An 8,551-nucleotide genomic window follows, 5' to 3' on the forward strand; every position below is an offset into this window, starting at 1 on the left:
CGGATTCCGACCGGTTCGATCAGTCCTCCCCGGGAATATGTGCATTCACTTCAGCATTCAGCTTAATTCAGGGACTGCGAAAAAAGGGAATTAAAAAAATTACCGGACAATCGCGGATGCATGGGCATCGAACGGGTTGGTCCGCATGGCAAGGGAAAAGAGATAGGGGTAATACAGTTTTAAGTATTTCATATACGAGAGCCATTCTGTTATGAGCAGACCATAGACCCGGTTGATATCACCGGATAAGTGGGTATAGTCGGTTTCGGGAAGCCCGGTCAGGGTCTCCCGTGCAAGCAGTTCCTCGGTCAGGTGGAAGAGGGCCTGCAGGAGAGGAGTGAACCGGTCATGTTCGATGAGTTGGGGATTTTCAAGCAGGGCAAGCAAAAATCCCTTATGATGCGCAAGAAATCCATGAAGTTCCTCCAAAGGTACCGTTCTGCTGTCAAGATGGCTGACGTACTTATTCGGTGCAGCGGATGCTTTTACGAAATCCGCATCAGACCAGTTGTTGGATACGAGGAGTGCTGAGCGGATTTCACTTATTGCGGGGTCATGTGTGCTGAATTTTTTAAGAAGTTTTACCCCCACTTCGGAAAAAAAGACGCCAATTATCATGTTCAGTTTTTCCAGGCGCACCTTTCGCTCCCGCTCATTGATCATGTCTTCGATGGTATTTGCCGCCAAACCGACAAAACACCCGACACCCGTGATGATGATCGCAATGACAAGAATCTTTCCGGCAGGGGTTATGGGATGAAGATCCCCGTACCCCACAGTTGCGATGGTGACAATCAGGAAATAGAAAGCATCAAGGGGAGAAAAATTCTCGGTTATGATAAGCCCGATCATCCCAACAGAGAGAATGACAATCAGGATTGTAAGATACACCCGCAGCCGGAATGTCAGGGTAAAAGCCATGCGTTCTGATTTCCCGTTGGGATATTTAAATCAGACAGATTAGAACCCATTCTTTGCATGAAAACACGATACCCCCGACCAGATTCGAACTGGTGTCGCCGGATCCAAAGTCCTGCATGATTGACCGCTACACTACGGGGGTTTATGAGAGATTTGATATTTCCGAAGCCTGTTTTCATTATGCCAAAAAGGCCATAACTCATATGTATTTCAGGACTATAAGGATACCTTTGGCAGCAGGAAATCCGATCAGTAAAAACACTTGATTTTTCAGGATATTTTATAAAAAATAAAGTATATTGAAACAAATTATCTTCGCATTAAGACCCGATCATGATATCATGGGACTTTTCCATGCCTGCTCGTTTAACCGGCTCTTTTTGCTCAGGAAGTCTGGAATCTGATTTCGGGGGAAGATGAGTATCAGATCCCTGGACCGGTTTTGGCAGATGGGTGAGAATCTCCCTGCTCACCTTGAGGTGCTCTTTCATCACACCGGCTAATTCTTCAAGGATTTTATTCTGGACGGTCAGAAGCTTTTCAAGCTCAGCGGAATTTGTTAAAGAGGGGTCCGCGGGCAACGCAGCATCCGGAAGTTTTTTCATGAATTCACCGCGGCGTTTCCAGATCTTGCTGATACTGTCAATGCCTTTCTTTTTCGTTGGAAATGTTTCGCGATATTTTTCATAAAACTCATGGCTGTCACTACATTTTACCACGAGATCAATCTCTTCATCCTCGACTTTTTCGTATTTTCGTTTATGGGTTTTGGGCATAATACTCAGGAACAATGTCAACAACGGGAGAGAAAAGAATTGCGATTGTACATTCAACACATGAATCCATTTTTTTTAGAAATCATCATAGTACCTGAATCCTGTGGCGAAAAGAAATTATAAAACCATCGGGATTCTGATAATAATGAGTAAAGTAAAATAAAATAATGGCCAAATTTTGGAATAATTGAAGTTATCTGGAAATAAATAATGCATTTACACCAGGAAAATGAAAATACAAATAATCAGATACGCAGTAAATAGAGAAGATAAATTAAAAAAATACGAATAATTCAGAATATCTTCATTGAACAAGTGAGATTCGAATAGAAATAAAATTCCAAAACTGAGTACGAGATAAAAGCAGTAAAAATATCATTATCCAAATTTGATTATTTTTACAGGGGAGAATTGAAATTCTGAAAAAATTGATTAACAGGGATTATGCCATAAAATAATAGCATTGGATAGAAATAGAAAGATCCTTTTTTAAAAGGTGTAAGAGTGTAAAACAAGTAAAGCATCCTCATAAATTAAAGTTGAAATTCTGATTACCCCACATAATATTAAGAGAAATTGAAAAAACAAAAATATCCAATTGAAGAATTTACTTTATGAAATTAGAGAGATTCGAATAAAATAAAAATTATCGCCATTACGAAGTAAAATTCAAAAAGAATGGAATATTCAATTTTTACGAAGAATGAGAACATCAATTCAATTTGATGCATTATATCAGAGTAAAATCTGAAATCAATATATTTCCAATATAACAGGAAATACACCATAAAATTTTAATAATTAGAATTATGTAGATTTTTTATTTACCAAACGGTAAAACAGCACATTCAGTCAGTATAACAAGATAACTACAGAATTCCTTTTTCCACAGGAAAAAACCACAATCCATGAATCCAGGGAGTTGCGCTGGATCCCGGATCAAGATCCGTATCAGCGGTTTCAGATTGCTCCCACGGCCAATCAATGACATACAAAGACACCCCCCACCGGCATATCCATGACAAGAATCGTTTACTAAGGTAATCGTTCGGCACGAATGACAGGGCAGGATTATAAAAAGGCGCACTCTTTAAAAAAAACATAGGGAATGGTGAGGAAGACTCTGTCAGTCAGCCCCCACATCCTGAATACATTTTTTCGAGTCATCTTTGCCCTCAACAATAATTCAGAATATTTGATAGATCCCAAACCATTGAACGCATCAGGTCATGAGATAATCGTACGGTTTTCGCCAGAAACAACGGGTAAAAAATGGATGGTATTAGATATAGCATCATATGGTTTATATTGTGAAATAAAAAAAATTATTCACTATCATTTGACCCCGAAAGAGGGAAAAACTGCTGGTAAATCTGCCGCCGTTCATCAATATCAGTGTGCAAATAGATTTCCGTTGTTTTTATTGAAGTGTGCCCGAGATTTTCCTGAACAACACGCAGGTTTTTCGACCGTTTATAGAGTTCACTGGCATAGCTGTGACGGATTTTATGAGGGGTGATGCCATTCGGAGCGTAATGCTTGAAGATATGCTGGATCGCCCGGGAAGAGATGTGTTTTCCCTGCTGGCCAATAAAAAGAGGACCAACGATCCTGTTGCCGATAAATGCAGAAATATCCTTCAATGTATCATCATCGACAAAAACAATCCGGGTTTTATCCCCTTTTCCCCGGATTTTTATCGTATGCTCATCAAAATCGATGTTCTCGATATCCATATTGCACAATTCAGATACCCGGACCCCGGTCGCATAGATCGTCCTGACAATCAGTTTGTCCCGAGGATCCTCGATCGAATCGATCAGCCGGAGCACCTGGTTATGCTTCAAGTATTTGATATCCTGCTGTTTGATCCGGGGACGATCAATCCCCGTCAGAGGATTTGCCGTAACCGCCCCCTGAGTATATAAGAAACGGTAGAAGGAGCTGAGTGTCGAGATGATACGATGCGAGGTTTTGGGTTTGTACGATCTCATGGAAGAGACAAAGGAGAGAAAATCGGATACCATAACCGGGGTAACGTCGACGCTGGTATCAAGCCTGGCGTTTTCGATATCTTTCCAGTAAATGACAAGTTTTGTAACTTCAGTATGACGGCGGAGCCAGACATAATAACCAAAGTGTTTGATTACCAGTTCATAACTTTCGAGAGTGCGGGCAGAATAGTTCCGCATCCGGAGGTAGGTCCGGTAGGATTTGAGCCACTCCGAGAAATACCCGCTTTCCATGCTCTATTCTATTTTATCTCACATAAATAAAGGTTTGCGCAGAATAGACATTCTGCGCAATATCTGAATCCCGATTTTAAAACAAGACAAATTGATTCCGCGGATTTAAAAAACGCACCAAAATGATCTGCTGCGAAAAACAATTCGGTTGTTTCCCGGAAACATTTCTCATCTGCACAGGTATCGGAAAACAGGGATAATCTTCATGGAGTTATCAATAGTCAAAATATAAACTCTGAAAAACAGGGGTTTTTTCAGATCGGTGGGTAATCTCACCCTTCTGAACGATTAAATGCCAACAGAAGCACGCTATGTTCGTTTCTTCTCGATATTCATGGACAAATCCATCCCAACACGATATGTAAAGGGAATTTGTGCAAGATCCAGCCTTTATTCAATCGGATACCATTCGGATGAAAAAGATTCAAACCCCATTTTTTAAAGTATCTGCCAAAAAAAATTATTTTTCGGAGTCCTTTTCAAGCTGTGATTTATGCCGGTACAGAGTCGTGTACGGAATATCAAGGATACGGGAAATTGCCGCCAGGGAAATATCTTTTTCCTGCAGTTCTTTGACCCGTTTCCAGGGAATCACCCGTTCCGGTCTGCCGAGGTGTTTACCCTCGGCTCTTGCCCGGGCAAGCCCCAGTTTTGTCCGTTCGATCAGGTTCTCCCGTTCCCGATCGGCAACCCATGAAAAAATGGACAACATCAGATCACGAAGTTTTTTGTCATCAATCCGGCTCCAGGATTCTGCCGGGGAAAGAGACCAGACACGAACATTGGATGCCTCGAGCGTCCTGACAGTATTCAAAGTCTCAAGAAACGAACGCCCCAGACGAGAGATTTCAAAGACATATAATGTAATTATTTCATCAGGAATCCGGTTGTTTATTACCTGCATCATCTTTGTATAGCCCACACGATCCTCAACAGCAGAGATACCGGATATATGATCCACAAAGATCGAGTCGCGGGGGAGCCCTTCAGACACAAGCAGGTTGATCTGGTTTTCGACATTCTGATCCTCACGGGAAACGCGAACATACCCAATTTTTATCATAAGTCTTGCCTTTTGGTAAAAATATAGCATCAAATAGGTATTAACATTTTGGTACCTTCTAACACTCGTTTTTGGTAAAGCATTTTTCACAAAATAGGACAAATAGGGGGTTCTTTTCCCAACAAGGGTATTCCAACCCACAAACTCAATCCGTTGCCAACCGGTGCGCAATATGACGGTTTTTGATCGTCACCGTCGTAGAGCGTAAGGCTTTCCAATAGGAATGATAAAACCACAACTAAGTCGGGATCCAAAAACCAGATGAGAGAAGCTGAACGGGAGTCCGGAGGAACAAGGGTATTTTATTTGGATTAATTAATCATCTGCAGAATTTCCCCCCGCATGATAAGACATGAGAATGGGAATCTTTTCGAATGAAAAAATAGAGATCGCTTCCATTTTGATCTTCAATCATTGCAGTCGGTTTTTTCCACTATTGCGGGAATTCCAGCCTTTCTTTTCACAACAGTGGAGATGGTTTTAACGATATTCTCCGACAATATTGCTCTTCATCGGAAAACGGTACAGGTCATCTGCGATTCCACCCATAGATTTGTATTCAATTCCTGACCCGGATAAGAATGTTGGCACGGAATATGGATCAAGTGATAAACTCCATCAAGGCGATCTTCTCAATAGTGAAAACGCCCAAGTTTTTAGTTACTCACATCCATTCGTTCAGACGAAACAGAATACACAACCTGTGTTGCGTGAACTGGAAATGAACTGAAACCGTGTCAGCAAATCAGATATTCAAGGATTCCATTGTACTCACAAAAAACTTCCAAAAGTTTGTTTCATAACGTAGAGGAACACCCGGTTTTTGAAGTTCTAGTCAATTAAACAAGGCTTTATTTGAAAAAAAAAAACGCTTCTACAGAGCCTAAAATTATTACGATATCTCATAGATTCGGTAAAAGATCAAATACACGACAGTGAGAAACGTGGATTTTTTATTGATTTCAGATCACGAACATTACTTAGGATCGTAAATAAACCATATGATGCTATATCAAAAAATGCGGTTTTGAGATTATTCCCCCCACCACAATTGCGAAACGAAAATCTCTGTACACCAAAGTGTCACAGTTCACTTGATGTAAAAAGGAAAATACCTATCAAAGAGAGAATAAAATGCGCACGAATCCACAGAATATTTTTTACTAAAGGGAATCATTGGTAATATCACGATATGTCTGACAGTACTCTCATGCTGACCCCAAAAGAAGTGGCAGATATACTTGGCGTTCACCAGAAAACAGTTCACCTGTGGCTTCGCTCCGGAAAGTTGCACGGAGTGAAAATTTCCTACCGAGCCTGGAGAATTCCAAAGGATTCCCTCGATTTCTTTATTGAATCCAATAGCAACCGGTTGAGCAAACAGGTTACGAATACGCCAACAAGGAACAATCAGGAACAAAAGGAAACCAATCAGGCAACCCTCATCCAAGATAAAAAAGACGAACAACCAACATCACAATTAAAAATGAAATATTATATCCGGGATATCATGGGGGAACAATCTCCCAATGAAAATAAATGAGTGTCAGTTAGCAAAAAAAACAGAACCTAAATGGAGGGTGCCACAATTATTGTCCATTTTGTTGACAGAGATTTGTCTGCGTTTGAAATTTTGGGCCTTTGGCGATTTTTTGGTCAGTAGAAACACACATGAACGGGAGTTCATGTGTGTTTCTACAGAGCACTGGAAATCCTTGATCTATCCGAAGTGCTGCACTTCACTACGCTCCAGAAATTTCTTTGTCGGATAAAAATACACTATCTTCGGATCACCTTCAGAAAGACATTGAACCTGTTCTACTCTTCGGATGAAAATATCCCCATAACCGCTATCGATTCGTCCGGATTTACGAGCGGGTACTGCAGCCATTATTTTTCAGAACGAACCGGTAAGATCTGAAAACATTTCCTGAAAACGTCGATCTCCGTTGATAATGAGCAACTGGTGATTAACGGATTCGTAGCCTCGACCAGCGGGGTCCACGATCCCCGACATACCGAGAAATTACTCCGACAAAGCCATAAAACTTGAAAGTCTGATTGTTACGTTATGGACAAAGGATACGACTCTGAAGCGATTCACCGATTGAGACGGGAAGACCAGCACGCCAATTCGGTTATCCCAATTCGCATCTGGAATAATCAGATAATCGGTGGTAAAATACCATCAGGAAATGGCTTGGCAGTTCAATAACATGGTTTTATCTAAGACGACAACTCGTGGAAAACAAATTCTCTATCCTGAAAAGAAAGTTCAGCGGGGATCTCAAAGCTCGATGATTTCTGATTCAGTCTAACGAAATCGCCAACAAAAAGATTGTCCGTAACAACACAGGTTTCCCATGAAAATTGAGAAATAAAATCAATCACTCATCCCTAACCGGAAAATTTCCTGATTGCGATCCCAGATAATAACCTCCGAAGCTTTAGACAGCAATTCAATGAGTTTGTTGATACCGATAGCTTGAATCTTCTTTGGCAATTTAGGGAATTTGACCTGTTTGGATCGGGGGAATTCATCAACGAATACTTCATCGTTAACCAAGAGATGCCATACAATGCGGAGCATTTTGCGAGCAACCGCAACAATAGCTTTCTTGTAACCTTTTTTCGGCATAAGTCGTTCGAAGAACGATTTAATCCTGCCCGGAGATCGGATAGCAATATGGGCAAGTTCAACGAGGATCCATCGAATATGTCGGGATCCTTGTTTTGTTATTGAACCTGTCCTGGTGACATTTGCGGATTGATAAACCGAGGGTGTCAGACCGGCCCATTTGGTAAGTTTATCAGCAGTTTGGAAGTCATGAACATTTCCGATCTCTGCGATAAGTGTTGAAGCACCGATAAATCCAATACCGGGGATTGACGTAATAATCTGGAAATCCCGGGATTTGGTTGCCAAAGATTCCCGGATTCTACCTTCAAGAAGTTTGATCTCGGCATCAAGATCATCGACAAGTTTGAGGTATGATTGAAGAAGAACGAGAACAACCGGGGGAATTGAAGCGGGTAATGTTGCAGAGATTATGTCCGCGTTGCCTCTCATTTTTTTCGGAAGTGATTCGATAATCTCGTCCAGGGTTTTTTTCTGTGCAAGTCCTTTAAGGATTATCGACACGGATTTCCCGAATAAATCCGATAACAACGACGACAATCGGATGTTGGCACTATCAAAAAGATGATGAATTTTGTTCTTGAGTTCAGTTCGGCTCTGCACCAGTAATTCTCTGCTTCGGGTCAGGGTTCGAAGATCATAAATGTCTCCGGTAAATATTCGTGACGGTGTAATCAGGTTGTTCAGTTCTAACTGGGCAATCCAATGGGAATCCGTTATGTCTGTCTTCTTTCCGGGTACGTGTTTGATATGATGCGCGTTGGCAACAGTAACCGGTACTAGGACTTACGCAGTTGGTTTCGACCGAAAGATCTAAGGACTAGTAAAACCCATTCGAAAGTTAGACAAACCCGGAATGGAGAACGAAGCGCGTGAATCCCCCGAAATGCACGAGCAGCAGTTTTGT

At 41.3% G+C, this 8,551-nt stretch carries 6 protein-coding genes, 1 tRNA gene and 1 pseudogene; 2 read left to right on the plus strand and 6 right to left on the minus strand.

What is annotated here, in order from left to right:
* Positions 1-99 precede the first annotated feature (99 nt).
* The 5 genes from WC598_RS11615 to WC598_RS11635 form a co-directional block, all read right to left on the minus strand.
* On the minus strand, positions 100-921 hold the full coding sequence (locus tag WC598_RS11615) for a potassium channel family protein (RefSeq protein ID WP_372961666.1): 822 nt from the start codon (positions 919-921) through the stop codon (positions 100-102).
* 69 nt (positions 922-990) lie between these two features.
* Positions 991-1,063, minus strand: a tRNA-Gln gene (locus WC598_RS11620).
* Positions 1,064-1,241: 178 nt separating this feature from the next.
* Positions 1,242-1,697: a hypothetical protein gene (locus WC598_RS11625; RefSeq protein ID WP_372961667.1), complete on the minus strand. Its 456-nt coding sequence runs from the start codon at positions 1,695-1,697 to the stop codon at positions 1,242-1,244.
* A gap of 1,325 nt (positions 1,698-3,022) precedes the next feature.
* A complete protein-coding gene (gene xerA, locus WC598_RS11630; RefSeq protein ID WP_372961668.1) occupies positions 3,023-3,943 on the minus strand; it encodes a site-specific tyrosine recombinase/integron integrase in 921 nt (306 codons plus the stop codon).
* Positions 3,944-4,403: 460 nt separating this feature from the next.
* On the minus strand, positions 4,404-5,147 hold the full coding sequence (locus WC598_RS11635; protein WP_372961669.1) for a recombinase family protein: 744 nt from the start codon (positions 5,145-5,147) through the stop codon (positions 4,404-4,406).
* Positions 5,148-6,198: 1,051 nt separating this feature from the next.
* Here WC598_RS11635 and WC598_RS11640 point away from each other — a divergent pair.
* Entirely contained in the window at positions 6,199-6,549 is a 351-nt protein-coding gene (locus WC598_RS11640) for a helix-turn-helix domain-containing protein (RefSeq protein ID WP_372961670.1), read from the plus strand.
* A 144-nt stretch (positions 6,550-6,693) separates the two neighbouring features.
* Entirely contained in the window at positions 6,694-6,927 is a 234-nt protein-coding gene (locus WC598_RS11645) for a hypothetical protein (RefSeq protein ID WP_372961671.1), read from the plus strand.
* A 462-nt stretch (positions 6,928-7,389) separates the two neighbouring features.
* Here WC598_RS11645 and WC598_RS11650 read toward each other — a convergent pair.
* Positions 7,390-8,409: pseudogene (locus tag WC598_RS11650) on the minus strand (IS110 family transposase); the annotation flags it as partial.
* Between the last annotated feature and the right edge of the window lie 142 nt (positions 8,410-8,551).

The sequence above is a fragment of the Methanoregula sp. genome (genome assembly GCF_041645475.1).
Lineage (GTDB): Archaea > Halobacteriota > Methanomicrobia > Methanomicrobiales > Methanospirillaceae > Methanoregula.